Here is a 20,626-nt window from a genome sequence, read left to right on the forward strand (position 1 = left end):
AGTGATGGCGTTGGGCAGCCAAGTCCGATCACGGACGAATCACTGGCAGTCGTCTTTTTCCGATGCCAGTTCGTTGATCGTGAGTTCGACTTCGCCGAATCGCGCATACGCAATCGCCGCCTGCATGCCGTCGGTGGCGTAATAAAATCCGCCCTTGGTGGGCGCATCGACCTTGTCGCGCGCGGCACCCTTGAACGCGGAATTCTTGTCATCGGCGACGCTGGCCAACGCAAAATGCTGCACGTTCTTGAGCTTGACACAGCTCACCAGACGCGTGGCCTGCAACGGGCGAATATCGAGCGCGAGTTTGTCGACCTTGACCGTGTCGCGCGGTTTTTCGGCATCGTCGAGCACATACACGATCGGCTTCAGCACGGATTTGGATTTGCCACTGCCTTGGGTGATGGTTTCGATACGCAACGCGGCGAATGGTAGCGGACGCAGCAGATCGATACGACGGTAATGACTCTTGCCCTCGGAAAAATCCATCGCAGGCGAAGTATCACGCACACCAAACCGATACGGCACGCCCTTGCTCAACGCAATCGGCGCGATCGCCTCGGGCGCATCCTTGGGCGGTGGCGGAGCTTCGTCCGCGGATTTTTTGTCGCCCACAAACGGCAGCTTGTCGACCAGCCAGCCGAGCGGATTCTGCGCGGAAGCCGTTGTCGACAACATCAAGACGGCAATAATAAAAAATGAATTACGCAAAAAAGCAGGCATCGACGCAGAAGTTTTCAAGAGGTTTTGCTGTGACCGCAGCAAAACCATAAAGTGCAATGCTGGCGGCTCGAAAAGCTGCCAGCATTGGCATCAGGAAGAGGATGCGGGCGCAGCAGCGGGCGCGATCGGGGTAGGATCAACCAGCGGCTTCAGATCACCGCTCTCGTCCGATAAAGCCTCGATCTTTAGGTGATCGCCCATTTCCTTGATCAGATGTTTCTGCATGTCGGTCGCGTTGCTCGCACGCTTCAGCACCACCGCGGTGATGTGTTTGCGTTCCTGCAAATCGGCCAGATACGCCAACAACTGATTCTTCGGCATCTTCTGCCGTTCGATCGTGAACTGGCCGTCTTTTTCCGGCGTGACGAAAGCGCGCTCGTCACTCGCGAACGCTGCAGTCGCGGACAAAATGCCGAGTGCACTCAGCGTGATTAGCAAAAAACGTTTGATCATGGTGTTCTCCTCGGATTGCGTGCTGATGGCATGGACTACTCTACGGCGCGAGCGCGAACTTCCGAAACCTTGCCATCACCATCGGCGTCGATGAATGCACGGAATTTGAACTGATAGCCGATCTTCGCCAGCTCGTTGATATGCGTGCCCTTGATCTTGTACTTTTCGCCGGGCTTGAGCAGCACCGTCTTGACAACCTTGTGCTGTTCTTCCAGATAACGAAGGTGACTGCGTAGGTCTTCGGAGGCCAAGGTGGCGCCGTCCAGATCGAACTGACCATCCTTGTCCGCGTGCAGCACCAGATCATAGCTCTGCGGAATATCGGTGGTCTTCAGCAGCTCATCGCCCTTGTCGCGACGCCCGAGACAGGCGGCGAGCACACCGCATAATAAAAATACCGCGATCGAGCGCAATACGAAGGAATATTTTGGCAATTGCATTCAGGTATCTCCAATCAAAAGTCGATGCGAATCTTACATCGCGTGGTGAATTATTTAGTGAAATTCTAGGCGCGCGGCAGTGTCACGCCACGTTGCCCCATATATTTGCCGCCGCGATCCTTGTAGCTGGTCTCGCACTCCTCGTCGGATTCCAGAAACAGCATCTGCGCGACGCCTTCATGCGCAAAAATACGCGCCGGCAGCGGTGTGGTATTGGAAAATTCCAGCGTGACGTGGCCTTCCCATTCCGGTTCCAGCGGCGTGACGTTGACGATGATACCGCAGCGCGCATATGTCGATTTGCCGAGGCAGATCGTCAGCACCTTGCGCGGAATGCGGAAATATTCGACCGTGCGCGCGAGCGCAAACGAGTTCGGCGGGATGATGCATTCGTTGGATTGCACATCAACAAAACTGCGCGAATCGAAATTCTTCGGATCAACGATGGTCGAGTTGATGTTGGTGAATATCTTGAACTCGTCGGCGCAACGCACGTCGTAGCCATAGCTCGATGTGCCATACGAAATGATGCGTCCGCCGCCCGCGTTCTGGCGCACCTGCGCCGGCTCGAACGGCTCGATCATGCCGTGCTGCTGGGCCATTTCGCGAATCCAACGATCTGATTTTATCGACATGCCTGAATCTCGATTTGGTGAGCGTAGTGCAACGACGTCGACAACAAATCCAGCGACATCGTGTACTGCATCTCAGGTATTTTGAATGACAATATTCGGAAATTGAATCGACTTGTTGCGTGCGTTAAGCGAGAGCCGTGCCGCGGTATTCCGCGCGATCGATCGATACGCCGCGGCAATGTTCGAATCGGGTGCCGCCGCCATCGTCGGCGTACCGCTATCGGCTTGCTCGCGAATGCGGATATCCAGCGGCAACGAACCCAGCATCGGCACATGATATTGCGCTGCCATTGCCGCGCCGCCGCCGGCACCGAAAATGTGTTCCTCGTGGCCGCACTGACTGCAGATATGCGTGCTCATGTTCTCGACGATGCCGAGCACAGGTACTTCGACTTTCTCGAACATGCGCAAACCCTTGCGCGCGTCGAGCAATGCAATGTCTTGCGGTGTGGTCACGATCACCGCGCCACTCACCGGCACACGCTGGCACAGCGTCAATTGAATATCGCCGGTGCCGGGCGGCAGATCGATCACCAGATAATCCAGCTCGACCCACTGCGTATCGTTGAGCAACTGCTGCAATGCCTGCGTCACCATCGGCCCACGCCAGATCATCGGTGTGTCTTCCTCGATCAGGAAACCGATCGACATCACCTGCAGGCCGTGATTGCGTTTCGGCTCGATCAGGCGACCGTCTTTTGAATCCGGCTTGCCGCTCAGGCCGAGCATGCGCGGCACGCTCGGGCCATAAATATCCGCATCGAGAACACCGACGTTTGCGCCTTCCGCCTGCAGCGCGAGCGCGAGATTTACCGCGGTGGTGGATTTGCCGACACCGCCCTTGCCCGACGCCACGGCGATGATGTTCTTGACGTTCGGCAGCGGCGTCAGATCTTTCTGCACCTTGTGCGCAAATACGCGGCACGCCACGCTGACCGTGGCCGCGCTGATCGCCGGATCGGCCAGCAAGGTGGCTTGAATCTGCGCGGCAAGCGTGTCCTTCCAGGTGGCTGCCGGATAACCGAGCAGGATATCCACCGTGACCTTGTCGCTATCGACACCTACGCCACGTACCGCGCCACTGGCGAGCAAACTCTGCTCGGTATGCGGATCGATCACGGTATCAAGCAATTGTCTGACTTTTTCCTGTGAAACTGAACTCATGGGGTGTGACTCTGGACAGCGTCGTCGCCAAGCGCGAGGGCGCGATTGTAGCGGACAGACCCGCCGCAGACACGCGCCAGCGCAAACATTCTGCCGCGCCGTATCGATTAACTGCGCCTGACTCGCTCGACCTTGCTGCGTTCGTATTCGCTGCCGCGGGGCGTTAAACTGAAAGCGCGTGCGTACTTAAGCGCGAGAATGAACTTGTTTGCCCTACCACGGAGATTATCCATGAATCGCATAACCCGATCGCTCATTCCGTTTGCCCTGATCCTCGCCCTCGGCGCGTGTCAGAAAGAGGCACCGCCCCCGGCAGCTCAACCCGCTGCGGTGAAGCCAGTCGCGCCAACTCCGCCGCCTACCGTCACGCCTGCAGCTGCACCCATGGTCGCTGCCGACGCGCCGATTCCGGTCGTGCAGAATATCGGTGTGCCAGAGTGCGACGACTATCTACGCAAATACGAAACCTGCATCAGCAGCAAGGTGCCAGACGCGGCGCGCGCTGCGTTCAACCAAGGCCTCGAACAGACGCGTAACGCGTGGCGTGCTGCGGCGGCCTCCCCGTCGGGCAAGTCCGCATTGGTAACCGCATGCATGCAGGCACAGGCCGCCACCAAGACGGCGATGACCCAGTACGGCTGTACCGATTTGTAAGATACGTAAAAACTCAGACCGTGTTTCATGCGGCCTGATCTTGCTTGATCCAGCAACGCCAGCTCGGTAGACACGGGCTGGCGTTGTTGCATCGATGGTCGCAAATCGGGCATTCTGATTTGCTGCGCCCACCTCTGGAATTGAAAGCAATGAGACTCGTTTCTCGTATCCCTGTACTGCTTATGCTGTTTGTTGTATTGGTCGGATGTCAGGATAAAAAAGCACCGTCTGCAAAAGCGGCAGATGCGCCGACAGCAGCAGCGGCCAATGCAGCGACACCCGCCCCAACCATCGCATCGACACCGCTCAACGGCGATGGAAAGGTCGGCGTGCGCGAGTGCGATGCGTATCTCACGCTGTATCGCACCTGCATCGAAACCAAGGTTCCGGCGAGTGATCAACCGCGTTATCGCGAGGCCTACATGCAAGGGCTCACCGCGCTGCAAAAAGCCGCGAACGGCATGGGCAACACCGCAAAGCTGGCCGAGAGCTGCGGCATGGCACGCGAGGCGGCCAAGAGTGCGCTAGCGAAATTCGGCTGCGATGAGTTTTGAGTTTTTTCGAAATCTAGTGATGACGGGAAGAAGATCAGGAGCTATCGCGAAAACGCGATGATCCAGCGATCGGGTTGCGCGAATCCGCTACCGCCCTATATCTAGATTCCGCGCAGCACAGCTGGCGCGACGCCCCAAACCCTACGCATGCAGCCATCACGCTATGGCATGCGATAATCACCCCATCGATAATCAACGGATCCCAGCGGAATGACTCACGCTCGCCAGCTTCTTGTCACCAGTGCCCTGCCTTATGCGAATGGCCCGCTGCATATCGGCCATCTGCTCGGCTATATCCAAGCGGATATCTGGGTGCGAGCGCGACGCATGGCCGGCGACACTGTGCATTTTGTCTGTGCCGATGATGCGCATGGCACCGCGATCATGCTGGCGGCGGAAAAAGCCGGCATCACGCCCGAGGAATTCATCAAGGATATTCAGGCCGGTCACGAAAAAGATTTCGCGGCATTCCATGTCGATTTCGATTTTTATCACACCACACATTCGCCGGAAAACCAGGAACTGGCCGGACACATTTTCACGCGCCTGCGCGACACCGGAAAAATCGCGCGGCGCGAAGTGCGCCAGCTGTACGATCCGATCAAGGAAATGTTCCTGCCGGACCGCTACATCAAGGGCGAATGTCCGGTCTGCGCGACGCCGGATCAATACGGCGACAATTGCGAAAATTGCGGCGCCACGTATTCACCGACCGACCTGAAAAATCCGCGCTCGGTGGTTTCCGGCGCGACGCCGGAGTTGCGCGATTCGGAGCATTATTTTTTCAGGGTCGGCGAGTTTGCGCAGTTCCTGCGCGAGTGGTTGGCCGGCGATGTCGCGCATCCTTCGGTCAAGGCAAAACTCAAGGAGTGGCTGGATTCCGAAGGTGGTGTGCGTGACTGGGACATCTCACGCGATGCGCCGTATTTCGGCTTTCCAATTCCGGATGCGCCCGGCAAGTTTTTCTATGTCTGGCTGGACGCGCCGGTTGGCTATCTCGCGAGTTTCAAGAAATATTGCGCGAGCGAAAAAGGCCGCGCCAACGGACTGACGCCGGCGTCGTTCCATCAGTTTTTGCGGCCCGACGATCCGGACTTTCTCGCCGAGAGCAAGCTGCATCATTTCATCGGCAAGGACATCGTGAACTTTCACGGCCTGTTTTGGCCGGCGATGTTGCAAGGCGCGGGTTACCGCGAGCCGACCGCGCTGCACGTCAACGGTTATCTCACCGTCAACGGCGCGAAAATGTCGAAGTCGCGCGGCACGTTTATCCAGGCGCGCACGTATCTTGATGCGGGTTTGAACGCGGAGTATTTGCGTTATTACTTTGCGACGATGCTTGGCGCCGCACCCACTGATATCGATCTCGATTTGAAAGCCTTCGAAGATCGCGTCAATTCGCATCTGGTAGGCAAATTCGTGAATATCGCAAGTCGCTGCGCGGGATTTATCGAAAAGCATTTCGATGGCCGACTGGCCGCAGAAATCGATGCGGACTTGCACGCGCACTACGAGTTTGCGAGAAATCGATTGGAGCAAATTTCATCGCACAAACGCTACTACGAGGAAGGCGACTTCGCCCAGATCGCGCGTGATGTGATGAATGAGGCCGACTATATCAACGGACTCATCGCCGGGTGGCAACCGTGGAAGCTCGCCAAAGATCCGGCGCAGCACAAGCTGCTGCATCAGGTCTGCACATTGGCGATCAATTTTTTCCGCCTGTTGACGATTTATCTCAAACCCATCATCCCGGCAACGGCGACGCACATCGAAACGTTTCTCGGCGAAAAACTTGATTATTTCCTGCAGGCCGAGACCCTGTTGTTAGGCAAGCAAATCCAACCATTTCAGTCGCTGATCACACGCATCGACTCCAAGAATATCGAAGCCATGATCGAAGCCTCGAAAGATTCCCTCGCCGTCGAAAAACCGGCGGCGAATACCGCGCCGGCAAAGAAACCCGCTGCCGCGAAAACCGCGACTAACGCATCGCCCGTCGTGCAATCGCCACCCGCGATCATCGCGATGGATGATTTCGCCAAACTCGATCTGCGTATCGGCAAGGTGCTCGTCTGCGAATTCGTCGAAGGTTCGGACAAGCTGCTGCGCTTTCAACTCGATGCCGGCGATCTTGGCCAGCGCCAGATTTTTTCCGGCATTCGCGCCGCGTATGCTGAGCCGGAAAAACTGGTCGGACGCAACGTGGTTTTCATCGCCAATCTCACGCCGCGCAAGATGCGTTTTGGTGTTTCCGAAGGCATGATTCTCTCGGCGGGCGGCAGCGACGGTACGTTGTTCCTGCTCGATGCGGATGCTGGCGCGTTGCCCGGCATGACGGTCAAATAATCGGCCGTCGATACGCAGATCATGCTCGCTTCCGCTGATCGCATCGCCGATCAAATCGACGACCTGCTGCCACAAACGCAGTGTGGACAATGCGGTTTTGCAGGATGCCGTCCGTACGCCGACGCGATCGCCGCGAACGTTGCCGAGATCAACCAGTGTCCGCCCGGCGGCATGGCGGGTGTGCGTGCACTGGCCGCACTGCTCGGGCGCGAGGTCATCGCGCTGAACCCAGCCAACGGCATCGAAAAACCGCGCGCAGTCGCGTTGATCGATGAAGACGTCTGCATCGGCTGCACCAAGTGCATTCAGGCCTGCCCGGTGGACGCGATCATCGGCGCGGCGAAACTCATGCACACGATCCTGATCGATGAATGCACCGGCTGCGAACTGTGCATTCCGCCCTGCCCGGTGGATTGCATCACGATGCCGCCGCGACCCGATCTGCCGTTGCGTCCGCTGCACGCGCGAGCACGATTTCAAGCGCGCAATGTGCGGCTTGAACGGAATGCATCGGAACATCTGGCCGGCATCGAAGCGCGCAAGGCGGTGCTGAAAAAACCCGAGGTCACGCAAGCCAGCGTGCTCGCCGCGATTGCGCGCGGACGCGCGAAAAAAGCGGCGTTGCAAATCGATACGGCGAGCGACGGCAGCAAGAACGAATCATGAGCTCAGCCGTATCGCTTCCGCCAAACCGGCGCGCCTCGAATCTATCGAGCTGCATCGCCTTGCTACTTCGCCACGGCGCGCTGCGATGAACCGCGCCAAACGCAGCGAGATTTTCCGCCGGTTGCGCGAGCTCAATCCGCATCCGACCACCGAGTTGATTTACATCTCGCCGTTCGAGTTGCTGATCGCGGTGATGTTGTCGGCGCAATCCACCGATGTCGGCGTCAACAAGGCGACGCGCAAGTTGTATCCGGTGGCGAATACGCCGGAAAAAATTCTCGCGCTGGGTGAGGTCGGTTTGAAGCGCTACATCGCCACGATCGGCTTGTATAACGCCAAGGCGAAAAACGTGATCGCCACGTGTCGTATCCTGATCGAGCAACATGCCAGTGAAGTGCCGCATTCACGCGAGGCGCTCGAAGCGTTGCCCGGTGTCGGGCGCAAAACCGCCAACGTCGTGCTCAATACGGCGTTCGGCGAACCGACCATTGCCGTTGATACGCATATTTTCCGCGTCGCCAATCGCACCGGTATCGCGCCCGGAAAAACCGTCAACGCGGTCGAGACCGGCCTGGAAAAACACGTGCCGACCGAGTTCAAGCAGGACGCGCATCACTGGCTGATTTTGCACGGGCGTTATGTGTGCAAGGCGCGCAAGCCGGATTGCCCGCAATGCGTGATCCGTGACCTGTGCGAATACCGAATGAAGACGCCCGGCAAGCCAGCGGCGCATTCCGAATAAAAATCGGCCACAGACAGGCACGTCTGCCGCATTGGACTTTAGTCGAAAAGCATTCGTTCTTCGACCAAAGGCGAATGGCTAGCCCCGGCAGCACAGCGCACGCTGTCATGGAACTGTCACACACACCGGGGAGGGTGCATCATGCAAATGAAAACGCAACAGGCGCTACGTCGCAGCGCATTGGTTTTAGCCGTGGTAGCGGCATTGGTCGGCCCACAACTGGCGCTCGCCGATGATGCTCATGAAAAAGCACTCGAAGCACGCGTCGCCGAACTGGAACGCATCGTCAACCAGCTCGCCGTGCAGCAGAAAACAGCACCAGCAGCGGCATCTGCGCCACGCACAGCACAAGACACATCCGGCATCACCAAAAAGCACGCCGAAGCCGTTCCATCGCCGTACGTGTTGGCCGCCGAAGCACCGAATCAGAAACCGGTTCAGGACACCACGATCACGCCGGGCTCGAATCCGAATACCACGTTCCATTTCGGCGGATTCATCAAGGCAGATTTTCTCGAATCGCGTACCAGCGGCGGCCAACTGGTCGACGGCGCGGTTTCACGTGATTTGTATCTGCCGAGTCAAATCCCGGTCGGTGCGGCGCATGGTTCACATACCGATTTCGATGCGCATGCAAAGTTCTCGCGCATCAACTTCGGCGTCGACAGCATTACCGATGCCGGTGATCGTGTCGGTGCGTTTGTCGAATACGATTTCTTCGGTACCGCGCTCGGCACTCAGGTCGCCACCAACACTTACGGCGCAACCTTGCGCCATGCGTTTGTCTACTGGAACAACTGGTTGGCCGGCCAGACCTGGTCGAACTTCATGGATACCAGCGCGCTGCCCGAAGCGGTGGATTTCATCGGCCCGACCGATGGCGTGATCTTCGTACGCCAGAACCAGTTGCGCTACACCGATGGCGGTTTCTCGGCGTCATTGGAAAATCACGACACTACCTTGGTGCCATACAAGGGCGGCACGGCGATCAATACCGATCGCGGCGCGATGCCTGACCTCACTGCACGTTACAACTGGAAAGGTTCGTGGGGCACGTTCGGCGTTGCCGGCTTGTTGCGTGACCTGACCCTCGATATACCCGCAGCCGGAACTGTGCCCGCACGCAATAACAGCAAGATTGCCGGTGCACTTACCGCTGGCGGCAAATGGATCCTCGGGTCGAGCGATGACTTGCGTTATCAGTTGACCAGCGGGTCCAGCATCGGTCGTTACATCGGCCTAGGCGTGGCCAACGACGGAGTGCTTGATGTCAATGGCAATGTCGACAATATCAGCGGTGTTGCCGGTTATGTCGCATGGCGCCACGTGTTCAGCAAGGAATGGCGCACCAACGTGATGTATGCCGCGAATCACTTCGACAACGATCTGGCCTTGACTGGCGGTGCCGTGACGAAATCGACCGAAAGCATCCGCGCCAATATCTTCTATTCACCAATCGCCAAACTCGATCTCGGTGCGGAGTTGATGTGTGGCCGGCGCAAGCTCGAAAACGGTCTCGACGGCGATCTGAATCGCCTGCAGTTCAGCGTCAAGTATTCGTTCTGAGAAAAGTTTTACGCCGAGACAGCGAGTCCCGCGTGGACTCGCCGCCTCTGGCTCGCGATCTCCAGCGTGTCATTGACCAGGCTTCCGTGCTACCGGACGCCTGGTTTTTTTTCGCATTTATTTGAGGAGTCGGCGCCACTTGCATCACGCGGCATACCGCCCTACTCCGCGGCATCTGCCACTGGCTGCACCTCCGCAGCCGTCGCTGTCGGAAACGGCACGACCGCCCAGACCTCGTTCGGTTCACCGTTGCCCCAGCCGTCCCACGCCGCAACCACGCTACCGGGGTTATACGGCCCGTTGCCAAGAATGTTGAGGTTACGATCACTGTTCAACGCAGGACGGATGGCCAATCCAGCCGTATAACCGCGCGTTGGATCGGTGATGAAATTCTTGATGAATCCCCACATGCCGGGAGAAGTGTCGGCGCGAACGATGGTCCAACGTTCATCGTCAGCATAGCTTTGCGTATTGCTCATATCGCCCGGACGAAGCGATAACGATCCATCGGCGGACGCAACGAGCTTCGCTGCGTAATCGGTGTGCCACAAAGCCACACTGCCATCGCCGAGATCAAATAACGTCCAGCTGAGCCAGCCAAGACTAGGGTCGTCGTAGAAATTGTCGACGATGATCGTTGCGTTATCATAGACATTCACGCTGAGGCAAAGCGGCGTACTACCGCCCGCAGGTGACAAGATACAAACCGATTGACCACTCATGTGAAACCTCCAGATGACATATCGGAAAAGGCGATCGGCATTCGCTGAATTCACGTGCGATTGCAGATTGCGCTCATGCCAGAGACAAATAAGTATCGTCCCTTGATTTTCTCTATCGTTTTTATCGCAAGCGAACTGTCATCGCCAAAAATTCTGCGTGCGCCGATGATGGGCAACCGTACGCGAGCGACGTGGTTAAAAAACACACGCGATCAGAGACGAATCTCATCCGCTCACGAGTACAAAAACGGCTGGCGCACGTTTGTACAGCGATATTTCTACGACATGACTTTCCACACTTCTGCGGCTGTTATATGGGCGCGACGCTGCGCCGACCTGCCGTTGGAGAATCCCATGAATTCTGAAATTTCATCGCCGCAACAATGTGCCTTTTTTTTCGCTGTCGTTATCGCAGTTTCTTTGGCCGGCGCGCCAGTCGCGGTTTTCGCGACCGCTGCCGCTGCCGACGCAGCGTCGCTGCAGCGCGTGACCCAGGAAATGGCCGACGCAGTGGCACCGGGGAACACCGCGGTATGGGATCGCTACACCGACCCGGGACTCACCTACGTCAGCGAGGATAATGAAGTGAAAAACAAGACGCAGTTGCTGGCCGACCTCAAGCCGCTACCTAAGGGATTTTCCGGCAACATCAAGATCGAGGAATTCAAGCTGGTACCTTTTGACGGCTTCGCGGTATCAACCTACATCATGAATGAAAGCGAGAATGCCGAAGGCCACGCACTTCACGCGCGATATCGCGCCACCGACACATGGCGCAAGACTGCGGCTGGCTGGAAACTGGTCGCGTCACAGGTGCTGGCGATTCCGAAAGATCCGCCGCAGGGAGTCTTGTCCGCCGCAGAACTCGACCAATATACCGGCGTGTACGAGCTGAGTGCGCAGACGCATGTCGGCATTCGTCGTGATGGCGATCATCTGATTGCCGAACGCGATGGCCGACCGGCGCAGATGTTGCAAGCGGAAATTCGAGATGTCTTTTTCACGCCGGGTCGCCCGCGTATTCGTCGCGTCTTTTTGCATGACACAGCCGGTAAAATTACGGGTTTCGCCGACCGTCGCGAAGGTGAAGACTTGGTCTGGCAGCGCAAAGGCGATCTCGCCAGCGGCTGAATTTTGCAACGCCCATTTGCGTACGAAAGGTTTATGCTCCCTCCACTTTCTCATTCTTGCTACAGGATCATTCGGGCAAAGCTCCGGCGATCACAAGATTTTACGTTCCGCGACGAACAGCACTGCATCACGCAACTTGACCGCGTCGCTAGCAATGCTATGTTCACCTCAATGCGGTCGCGCACTCGACACGATCGAAATGGGGAAACGCGCTGAACACTGAGCAAATCAAAAACCCGGCGTTGACCGAGTTGTTGCAATCGTGGCAGCACGGTGACGGGCAGGCGTTTGCATCGCTGTTCGATCGCGTTTATGCGCAGCTCAAGCAGATTGCCGCGCAACGCCTGCGCGAAGTCGGCGGCAACGCAACGCTGGCACCGACCGAGCTGCTGCACGAAGCGGTGCTGCGTGTGGTCGATGCGCCGATGGACTGGAAAAACCGCGCGCATTTTTTTGCCACGATGTCGCTGCTGATTCGCTCCACCCTGGTCGATCATGTGCGTGCTAGCTCGGCGCAGAAGCGCGGCGGCAATGCGGTGCGCGTAACCCTGACGCGCGCCGACATCGGTGAAGAATCGATCGTCGCCGATATCCTGTCGCTAGATCAGGCACTGATCAAACTCGAAGCGCTCGATGCGCGCAGCAGCGAAGTGCTGCACCTCACCTACTTCGCCGGTCTTGACCGTTTCCAGATCGTCGATGTGCTGCAGGTATCACTATCCACGGTAGATCGCGAACTGCGTTTTGCGCGCGCGTGGCTGAGCAAAGAACTTGATATGGCCGTATAAACGGCCAATACGAAAACGTCGAGAAATCCACACTACTTTGCAGATTGCGTGGCGCGCACTAGTCAACCGCCAAAACGACTTTCACGCACGGAGCGTGCTGTCAGGTGCACTCGCACGGCATTATTTCAGCGCTTCGATTTTCGCAATATCTTCCAATACCTGCGGATGGGTATCGCTGCCGAATACCTTGCGATCAATAATCAACGCGTGTTGCCACGAACTGCGTGCCGCTTCGTTCTGTTTCAGTGCAGTCAAAGCAAAGGCGCGGGTGCGGTGCAACTCAGCGAGATCCGGGTGATCAGCGCCGACAACCTTGACCAGCCGCGGCTCGATTTCCTGTAATCGCTGCAGCGCTGCTGTTGTCGCGCCGCTGGCCACTTCGAAGTTTGCGTAGTTCAACCCATAGGCCAGGGTGATGAGATTGTCGTCGCCATAAGCCGTCCGCGCACTGTCCAACGCCAGCCGGTAATACGGCTCGCTTTCCTTGAGCTTGCCTTGCTGGCGCAGCGCGCTGCCGAGCAGCGAGGCGAAATTGATGCTCTTGTAGCTGTTCGGACCAAAGTGGTTCTTCGAGATCGGATACAACTCGCGCAACAATATCACCGCATCGGCAAATCGCTGTTGCCGCAAATAGAGTATGGCGAGACTGTTTTGCACGCTCATGCTCTTGCTGTGCTCCTTGCCGTAAGCATCGTTGTAACGCTGCACAAGGGTTTTGAAAATTTCCTCCGCCGCGGGGAAATCATGCAATTCGGTGCGCGCGATGGCCAGGTTCTGCAGATTGCTCAGCGTGACCGGATCGTTCCTGCCGAGCAGCAGTTCCAGCCGTGGTTGCAATGCGGCACTTTGCGCGGCGGCTTTCGTGTAGTCGCCATTTTCGCCCCACTGGAATGCCATCGATCCCTCCGCCTCCAGCGTGTCGCGATCATCCGTACCAAAGGCGGCAAGACGCTCCTTGTAAATATCCACATACTCGACGATCGCCTTTTCGCCCTCGCGATTGCCACCGTGTGCATCGGCAATTTTCTCGCGCAAGACCAGGCGCTCGCGAACGCTATCGTGCGGCATCAGCAGCAGCGCCGCTTGCAGGTTTTTGAGGGCCTTGTCGTATTCGCCGAGCTGGTAATAGGTATTGCCGATCACACCGTCAATATGGCTCAGCACCAGCGGTTCGCTCGCCAGTTCGGTTTGTGCCTTGATAGCAGCCTGGTCGAGGATCTCATGCAGCAAGGTCTTGTCGAGATCGTGCGCCCGATCAGGATCGACCGCGCTCAGTACTGTGCCGAGAAAATCCGCAGTACGCGTGGCGCGTGCGGCGGCAACTTCAGCGCGACTGCGCTGCATGCGGACATCCTGCAAACTTAGCGCCGTACTCAGCAAGCCGCCGAGCAGCGCCACCACCGCGGCCATACCCAGTGCCAGCACCAGCGCATTGCGACGCAGATAACAGCGCAGGCGATACTGCCAATTCGCGCCCATTGCGACGACCGGCAGATTATCCAGATAGCGCCGCAAATCATCAGCAAAAGCGCTCGCGCTGATATAGCGCTGCGCCGGATCTTCGGCGGTCGCGCGTTGCACGATGGCCGATAGCGCGGCAGGGATATCGGAGCGTGGCGACAACGCGGCAACATCGGGTAAATCCACACCAGTGGCCGTTGCGCGCAAGTGCGTCGCATCGATTGCCGCAGCCTTCGGCGCGCGTGCGAGCAGATCCTGCAACACGCGGCCCAAGCCATAAATATCGGTCGCCGTTGACAACGCCGCCCCCGCGCGTTGCTCGGGGCTGGCATAACCCGGCGTGTAGGCTTTGCTAGCTTCCGCGCCGACGGCGTTTTGCGTATCCGCCGTCATGCCGCCCTGCAGATAATTCGCGATGCCGAAATCCAGCAACAGCGGACGGCCCTCGGCATTCACCAGAATATTGCCGGGCTTGAGATCGCAATGCACGATCAGCCGCTGATGTGCAAAACTCAAGCCGTCACTGACCCCGATCATGAGTCGGATGATCGCGGCAATCGATAACTTGTGCTTGCGGCAATATTGATCGAGCGGCTGGCCTTCGACATATTCCAGCACCAGATACGGCTGGCCCAGCGGCGTCGCGCCACCATCCAGCAAGCGCGCGATATTCGGATGCGCCAAGGTCGCCAGAATCTGTCGCTCCTGCGCCAGATGTTCCAGCGCGGCGCGGCTTGGAATTCCACGCAAGACCTTGATCGCAGCGATCTGCTCAAAGTGTCCATCGTTGCGTTGTGCGCGGAACACCGAGCCCATGCCACCGTGACCAAGTTCACCGACGAGAGTCCACACCCCGAGGCGGTCGCCGACGTTCAATTCATCGCCTGCTGCCCGCGCCAATGCCTGCAACACCGGCTGCGCGAATCGGGCCGGATCGCTCGCGGTCTGATCGAGCAAAGCTTGCACTTCGGCGATCACGAGCGGGGCATCGGTCAGTGCATGCAACCGCTCGCTGCGCGCAGGTTCGACGAGATCGCAAACCTCGGTAAACAACGCCTTCACCTGCGCAAATTGCTCGTGCTGCATACGTCCCCCGATCATGATGCTTCAGTGTGCACGATCGCGCCATCGGTCGTACATATACACGAGACGCTTGATGGCTTCTGCACGATGCCGATTCAACTATTTTTTTGGCAGCCGTGACAGTTCGTCCACGGAAAAAACGAAAGCTGGAATGGGGCCCGGCGTTGGGTTCGTTTCCGTTGCGAGGCTGGCCATTTCCGCAACGGTTTCGACTAAGAGCCTGTTCAAAGTCTCAATCTATGAGACCGGCGTGCTGATACTGGCGGAATGAGATCAACCTATCCGAGTGACATCAGTCGCGCCCAGTTTGAGCAAATTCATCCTTTGCTGGAAAGCACACGCAAGAAGACCAGCCCGCGTCGGGTGGATCTGTACGAGGTATTTTGCGCGGTCCGCTACCTCCTCAAAAGCGGCTGCCAGTGGCGCATGCTGCCCACGGAGTTTCCGAAATGGCGAACGGTACATTCGTACTTTTCGATCTGGAGCGAGCCTGACGAGAACGGCATCAGCCTGCTGGAGCGGGCGTTAAAAAAATCAGGTGGGCGCGGTGCGTATCAAGCAGGGGCGCAACGCCATGACGAGCTTCTTGATCGTTGATGCACAAAGCGTAAAGAACACCGACACGGCGACGCATAAGGGCTACGATGCCGGCAAGAAGGTCTCGGGGATCAAGCGGCATATTGCCGTGGATACGCAGGGACTGCCTCACGCTATTGCGGTGACTACAGCGGAAGTCACCGATCGCAAGGGCGCCTTGCAGGCGATGGATCGATGTCAGGCAAACCTACATCGGGTACAAAGTGTCCTAGCGGATGGCGGCTACGTCGGCCAGCCCTTTGCCGAAGCGGTCCAAGGCGCCATCGGTGCCACCGTGCAGATCGCCCAACGCAATGAATTGCATACCTTCGCCGTTATCCCGAAGCGGTGGGTGGTCGAGCGCTCCTTCGCCTGGTTGGAGAAATGCCGACGACTCTGGAAGAACTGCGAGCGCAAGCTCAATACCAGCCTCCAGTTCATTCACCTTGCCTTCCTCACGCTACTGCTCAAAAGACTTTGAACAGGTTCTAAGCGACAACGGCAATCCCCAGCGCGCGCTGCTGAGCTCTGGCTTGGCTCGACGCATATCCGCCGAAAAATAATTCCGCCAGCTGACAGTTTGCCTGCGAAAAAAACGTAAGGAGGAATAGAGGCCGATTTTTTGGCTCGATCAAGCGAGGGGAAATCAATGAACATCATCCACTTTTTGCGTGGCGTACCGCGTCGGTTCGCAGCGTTCGTATTCGGCATCTGCGCGACCCTGCCTGCATTTGCCGACAGCAGCACGCTGACGATTTCTGCGGCTAGCGTGCATGTCGACAACGCACCGACCACACTTTATTTTCCGATCACTCGCAGTGGCGATATCAGCTACGACACGGTGCTGAATTATCACACCGTGGATGGCAGCGCGATGGCCGGCATCGACTACACCGCGAATACCGGCTCAGTGAGTTTGCTGTCCGGATCGAGCAGCGCCAGCATTCCGGTGACGATTACGCCAAGCGCACCGACCAGCGCCTCAAACAGTTTCAAGATGTTGTTGGACAGCACGATCAATCTGATCGCACCAGGATTTGCGGCGCATGTGGAAACCTCGCTCGGTTTCGATGTCTACGCGCTCTCCACTGCCGATCTGAATGGCGATGGCAAGCCCGATCTGGCCATCGTCAGCTACGGCAGCGACAAGGTCTCGTTCCTGCTCAACACTACGCCTGCCGGTGCGGCCACGCCGAGCTTCGGCGCAGTGCAGAGCATCAATGCCGGCTGCGCGCCGCAATCCATCATCACCGCCGATATCAATGGCGACGGCAAACCCGATGTCGTGTTCGCCTGCCCGTTCGACAATAAAGTCACGCTGCTCATGAACACGACCGCGACCGGTGCTTCCACAACCTCTTTCGCCACGCAGGTTTTCACCGTGGCCGGACCATCATCGCTCAAGGCAACCGACCTCAACGGCGACAATAAACTCGATCTGATCGTGACCGACACCAACAACTATCAGGTGGTGGTGATGCTCAACAGCACGACGGTCGACGCAAGCAGCGCGAGCTTCTTCGGCACGCAGGCGTTCGCCACGGGAATGGTTCCGGACGCGATCACTAGCACCGATATCAATGGCGATGGCAAGCCGGATCTGGTGGTCAGCAATCGCTTGTCGAATTCGCTGTCGGTACTACTCAACACCACTGCCAACGGTGCGGCCACGGCATCGTTCGCCGCGCAACAGGTGTTCGCTACCGGGACAAATCCGGTCTGGGTCAGCGCCATCGATATCAATGGCGACGGCAAGCCAGATCTCGCGGTAGCCAACTACGGCTCATCGACTTTTTCGATCCTGCTCAACACCACGACCACGGGCGCCGCCATACCGAGCTTTGCGCCGCAGCAGATATTCCCGACGGGTTCGCACCCGACCTCGATCGTCAGCGCGGATGTCAACAGCGATGGCAAAACCGATCTGCTGGTCACCAACTCCTTCGACAACACACTTTCGGTATTTTCCAATTACACCGCTATCGGCAGCAGCACGGCAGGCTTCACCATAAACCTATATGCCACGGGATTTTCGCCGCAAAGTGGCTTTGCGATCGACCTGAACGCGGATGGCCGGCTCGACCTGCTGACCGTCAACGCCAGCGGTGGCGATGTGTCGGTGCTGATGAATACCACGGTGCCACCCGCACTCAGCTTCGCATCGATGCAGAACCTCGGCACTGGCGGCTATACCAACGGCGTGACCAGCGCCGATATCAACGGCGACGGCAAACTCGACCTGATCGAGGTTGATCGCAGCGACAACACGGTATCGGTATTTATCAACACCACACCGGCCGGCAGCGCTACGACCAGCTATGCGCCGCGCCGCACCTTCGCCACCAGCAGTTTGCCGTGGGCAGTCGCAGTTGCCGATTTGAATGGCGACGGCAAGCCTGACATCGCGGTGGCGAATTTCTTTGGCTCCTCCGTTTCGGTGCTGACTAATCAGACCGCGACCGGCGCGACCACGGCCAGCTTCTCCGCTCAAGCCACGTTCAATACCGGCTCGTCGCCGATCTCGATCGCCATTACCGACATCAATGGCGATGGCAAGCTCGATATTCTGGTCGCGGACGCCGGCGCTAATGATGTCGCCGTGCTGCGCAATACCACGACCACCGGCGCGGCAACACCATCGTTCGCCGCTTACCTGAGCTTGCCCGCCGGTGGTGCGCCGAGCGCAGTGGCGAGTGCCGATCTGAATGGCGATGGCAAGTCCGACATCGTGGTCACCAACAAGGATGACGGCACGGTTTCGGTGTTCCAGAATACGACCACCGTGGCCACCACGCCGACATTCGCCGCGCAGCAAATCCTCAGCGTCGGTAGCCAGCCGTACAGCGTCGCGATCGCTGACTTCAACGGCGATGGCAAACGCGACGTGGTCGTGGCGAATTACGCATCCAGCACGGTTTCGATTCTGCTCAATACCACCACAGCGCCGGGCGCCACAGTGAGTCTTGCCGCACAGCAAACTTTCGATGGCGGCAACCCGTATGCAGTGACCACGGCGGATATCAATGGCGATGGCAAACCCGACGTGATCGTCGCGGTACCGGGCAACAGCACAGCAGCCGTGCTGTTGAATACCAGCGCTTCAGGCACACTCAATTTCGCCAGCCCGATGTATCTCTCAATCGGCGGCTCGCCCACCGCAATTGCCACCACCGACGCCAATAGCGATGGCCGCGTCGATATCGTCAGTACGAACGGCGGCAGCAACTCGCTGTCGATCCTGCTCAATTCGCAAATCCTGACGAATCTCGCCGGCAGTCCGGCGACCGGCACGATCGTGCACGATCTCATCGTCACACCATCTGCCGGGGAAAACGGCAGCATCAGTCAATCAAGTCCACAAACTGTCGCCTACGGAACGAGCACGAGTTTCACGGTCACGCCGCTGCCCAACTACGTCGCGACTGTCGTGGGCACCTGCGGCGGCACACTCCTTGGCACCACCTACACAACCGCAGCGATCACCGCCAATTGCACCGTGATCGCAAGCTTCGCGGCAGTCACGCACATCGTCATGCCAAGCGCAGATGCACATGGCAGCATCAGCCCGAATATGGCGCAGAACATCGATCACGGTTCGACAACCATGTTCACGATCATGCCGGATACTGGCTACAGCGCCAGCGTCAGTGGAACCTGTGGCGGCACGCTTGTCGACGCGACGTATACGACAAACGCGATCACGACCGATTGCTCTGTCGTCGCCAGCTTCACACTCAAAAGCTACCTCGTCACACCGAGTGTCGGTGATTACGGCAGCATCAGTCCGGACACACCACAAAATATCGACTACGGCGCAACCACCAGTTTCATGGTGACACCCAATGCCGGATTTATCGTGATCGTCGGTGGCACCTGCGGCGGCACCTTGGTCGATTCGACATACACCACCAATACGATTACGGCGAATTGCACGGTGGCTGTGACATTCTCGGATCGCATTTTTGCGGACGGATTCGAGCAGCCGTGATCGATATCCGTCACGTAAACTGGAGCATGTGATTCGTCGCGACGGATCAAGGCCGAGACTGTCTCGTGCGCAGCGCGTACCATCAGCGGATGCGAACAGAACTGAATTGACTGCAGCGTGACGATACGCTGCAGTTCGCAACCACCATTGGCGCGGATACCAGCCGATGCCGATTGATTACGCGCGGCGATTGACCGGATCACAGCGCAGTGTCCGCGCCAATCGGCATCTCGGTGTGGCGCTCGCGTTTGTCGCCGGCGCGATCAATGCCGGCGGATTTCTCGCGGTCAAACAGTACACCTCGCACATGACCGGGATCCTGTCGGCGATGACTGACGATCTCGCGCTCGGCGCCTATGATTTTGCGCTGGCCGGCGCGGGCGCGTTGTTGTCTTTCCTTGTCGGCGCGGCAACGTCAGCGGTAATGGTCAACTATGCGCGCCGGCATCAATTGCAAGGCGAATATGCGTTTCCGCTGCTGCTCGAAGCCTTTTTATTGCTCGGTTTCGGTGTGCTCGGCGCGCGCCTTTCGGCGATCAACGGCTTGTTCGTTCCAGTCACGGTGATGTTGTTGTGTTTCATCATGGGATTGCAGAACGCGGTGATTACCAAAGTCTCGGCGATGGAAATCCGCACCACGCATGTCACCGGCATGATCACCGACATCGGCATCGAACTCGGCAAACTTTTTTACTGGAACGGCAAGGGTTCGGCACAGCAACCGAGGGTGCTTGCGAACCGCGATCGCCTCGATTTTCTGAGCTTGATGGTGTCCGCGTTTTTTCTCGGCGGCATCACCGGCGCGTTCGGATTTCGCTATCTCGGTTATCTGTCGACCGTGCCACTCGCACTGATCCTGATTGCGCTCGCTGTCGTGCCTGCGGTTGACGATGTCGTGCGGCTATTTAATCGTCGGAAATACGACTAAGCA

Annotated in this window: 17 protein-coding genes and 1 pseudogene; 11 read left to right on the forward strand and 7 right to left on the reverse strand. The window is 57.9% G+C overall.

What is annotated here, in order from left to right; translation table 11 throughout:
- Positions 1–39: 39 nt before the first annotated feature.
- The 5 genes from ELE36_RS14185 to apbC form a co-directional block, all read right to left on the reverse strand.
- The gene (locus tag ELE36_RS14185) at positions 40–678 is read right to left on the reverse strand and encodes a hypothetical protein (RefSeq protein WP_129834381.1); all 639 of its coding nucleotides are present in this window, start codon (positions 676–678) and stop codon (positions 40–42) included.
- 135 nt (positions 679–813) lie between these two features.
- Positions 814–1,176, reverse strand: a complete 363-nt coding sequence (locus tag ELE36_RS14190) for a hypothetical protein (RefSeq protein ID WP_129834383.1) — start codon at positions 1,174–1,176, stop codon at positions 814–816.
- A 35-nt stretch (positions 1,177–1,211) separates the two neighbouring features.
- Positions 1,212–1,616 (reverse strand): hypothetical protein, encoded by a 405-nt coding sequence (locus ELE36_RS14195; RefSeq protein WP_129834385.1) that lies wholly within the window; start codon positions 1,614–1,616, stop codon positions 1,212–1,214.
- A 65-nt stretch (positions 1,617–1,681) separates the two neighbouring features.
- On the reverse strand, positions 1,682–2,251 hold the full coding sequence (gene dcd, locus ELE36_RS14200) for a dCTP deaminase (protein WP_129834387.1): 570 nt from the start codon (positions 2,249–2,251) through the stop codon (positions 1,682–1,684).
- Between the two features lie 72 nt (positions 2,252–2,323).
- Positions 2,324–3,415, reverse strand: a complete 1,092-nt coding sequence (gene apbC / locus ELE36_RS14205; RefSeq protein ID WP_129834389.1) for an iron-sulfur cluster carrier protein ApbC — start codon at positions 3,413–3,415, stop codon at positions 2,324–2,326.
- A 231-nt stretch (positions 3,416–3,646) separates the two neighbouring features.
- Between apbC and ELE36_RS14210 the strand changes: the two genes are divergently transcribed.
- The 6 genes from ELE36_RS14210 (at position 3,647) to ELE36_RS14235 (ending at position 9,946) form a co-directional block, all read left to right on the forward strand.
- Positions 3,647–4,069: a hypothetical protein gene (locus ELE36_RS14210; protein ID WP_129834391.1), complete on the forward strand. Its 423-nt coding sequence runs from the start codon at positions 3,647–3,649 to the stop codon at positions 4,067–4,069.
- Positions 4,070–4,218: 149 nt separating this feature from the next.
- Complete coding sequence (locus tag ELE36_RS14215) at positions 4,219–4,623, forward strand: hypothetical protein (protein ID WP_129834393.1); 405 nt, start codon at positions 4,219–4,221, stop codon at positions 4,621–4,623.
- A gap of 210 nt (positions 4,624–4,833) precedes the next feature.
- Positions 4,834–6,972, forward strand: a complete 2,139-nt coding sequence (gene metG / locus ELE36_RS14220; protein WP_129834395.1) for a methionine--tRNA ligase — start codon at positions 4,834–4,836, stop codon at positions 6,970–6,972.
- Between the two features lie 21 nt (positions 6,973–6,993).
- Positions 6,994–7,638, forward strand: coding sequence for an electron transport complex subunit RsxB (gene rsxB / locus ELE36_RS14225; protein WP_129834397.1), 645 nt, complete (start codon positions 6,994–6,996; stop codon positions 7,636–7,638).
- Positions 7,639–7,723: 85 nt separating this feature from the next.
- The gene (gene nth / locus ELE36_RS14230; protein ID WP_129834399.1) at positions 7,724–8,380 is read left to right on the forward strand and encodes an endonuclease III; all 657 of its coding nucleotides are present in this window, start codon (positions 7,724–7,726) and stop codon (positions 8,378–8,380) included.
- Between the two features lie 141 nt (positions 8,381–8,521).
- The gene (locus ELE36_RS14235; RefSeq protein WP_129834401.1) at positions 8,522–9,946 is read left to right on the forward strand and encodes a DcaP family trimeric outer membrane transporter; all 1,425 of its coding nucleotides are present in this window, start codon (positions 8,522–8,524) and stop codon (positions 9,944–9,946) included.
- 161 nt (positions 9,947–10,107) lie between these two features.
- Here the strand turns inward: ELE36_RS14235 and ELE36_RS14240 are convergent, their stop codons facing one another.
- Positions 10,108–10,668: a hypothetical protein gene (locus tag ELE36_RS14240; RefSeq protein WP_129834403.1), complete on the reverse strand. Its 561-nt coding sequence runs from the start codon at positions 10,666–10,668 to the stop codon at positions 10,108–10,110.
- A gap of 354 nt (positions 10,669–11,022) precedes the next feature.
- On the opposite strand from ELE36_RS14240, the gene ELE36_RS14245 reads away from it, so the two are divergent.
- Positions 11,023–11,799: a nuclear transport factor 2 family protein gene (locus tag ELE36_RS14245; RefSeq protein WP_165371619.1), complete on the forward strand. Its 777-nt coding sequence runs from the start codon at positions 11,023–11,025 to the stop codon at positions 11,797–11,799.
- Positions 11,800–12,041: 242 nt separating this feature from the next.
- Positions 12,042–12,587, forward strand: coding sequence for an ECF-type sigma factor (locus ELE36_RS14250; protein ID WP_165371620.1), 546 nt, complete (start codon positions 12,042–12,044; stop codon positions 12,585–12,587).
- 120 nt (positions 12,588–12,707) lie between these two features.
- Here ELE36_RS14250 and ELE36_RS14255 read toward each other — a convergent pair whose 3' ends face one another.
- Entirely contained in the window at positions 12,708–15,149 is a 2,442-nt protein-coding gene (locus ELE36_RS14255) for a protein kinase domain-containing protein (RefSeq protein ID WP_129834409.1), read from the reverse strand.
- 249 nt (positions 15,150–15,398) lie between these two features.
- On the opposite strand from ELE36_RS14255, the gene ELE36_RS14260 reads away from it, so the two are divergent.
- The 3 genes and pseudogenes from ELE36_RS14260 to ELE36_RS14270 all read left to right on the forward strand — a co-directional run.
- Positions 15,399–16,188 (forward strand): IS5 family transposase gene (locus tag ELE36_RS14260; protein WP_165371621.1). Its coding sequence is split into 2 segments (ribosomal slippage): positions 15,399–15,661 and positions 15,660–16,188, totalling 792 coding nucleotides; the frame shifts between segments, so codons are not numbered across the junction.
- Positions 16,189–16,356: 168 nt separating this feature from the next.
- Positions 16,357–19,695, forward strand: coding sequence for an FG-GAP-like repeat-containing protein (locus ELE36_RS14265; protein WP_129834413.1), 3,339 nt, complete (start codon positions 16,357–16,359; stop codon positions 19,693–19,695).
- 166 nt (positions 19,696–19,861) lie between these two features.
- A pseudogene (locus tag ELE36_RS14270) lies at positions 19,862–20,590 on the forward strand (YoaK family protein); the annotation flags it as partial.
- Positions 20,591–20,626: the final 36 nt, after the last annotated feature.

The organism is Pseudolysobacter antarcticus (assembly GCF_004168365.1).
GTDB classification, from domain to species: Bacteria; Pseudomonadota; Gammaproteobacteria; order Xanthomonadales; family Rhodanobacteraceae; genus Pseudolysobacter; species Pseudolysobacter antarcticus.